General features: G+C 31.4%; 1 protein-coding gene. It reads left to right on the plus strand.

Annotation, left to right across the window (positions count from 1 at the left end; translation table 11 throughout):
• Window positions 1-44: 44 nt before the first annotated feature.
• Entirely contained in the window at window positions 45-281 is a 237-nt protein-coding gene (locus A6E03_RS04365; protein ID WP_065600241.1) for a hypothetical protein, read from the plus strand.
• The last annotated feature ends 107 nt before the right edge of the window (window positions 282-388 follow it).

Genomic DNA, 388 nt, shown 5'->3' on the forward strand with positions numbered 1-388 from the left:
GTTATGCAGGCGTTATACGTAAATTTGGATAATTGGAAGTTAGTATGAAAATTACAGATTTTATGGTTTTTGATGAAAATGGCGAAGAATTGCTTGCTGATCCAAATGGTAATAATGTAGCGTTCAAATGTTGGAAATGTGATCATCCTGTTTTAGCTATTGCCTTACTAAATCAAAGAGGTTTTGATGAGAAACATCCTGCTAAATGTCGAGGATGTAATGCATTGTATGCTTTGGATGTAAGAGAAAAAATGGAAAAACTCTATATCTACGAGGTTTAATTAGAAACTATTTATTACTAATTAAAGATAGTCAAAGCTAACGTTATTGAAATATCTGTAAATAAGGTATTTCGGTCATGGCTAGTTTACGTATAACAAATGCATCA

This window comes from Aliivibrio sp. 1S128 (assembly GCF_001691065.1).
Taxonomy (GTDB): domain Bacteria; phylum Pseudomonadota; class Gammaproteobacteria; order Enterobacterales; family Vibrionaceae; genus Aliivibrio.

Bases quoted from the DNA above. Each gene is read 5' to 3' on its own strand.
- A6E03_RS04365 (WP_065600241.1), top strand. From the start codon at position 45: ATGAAAATTACAGATTTTATGGTTTTTGATGAAAATGGCGAAGAATTG.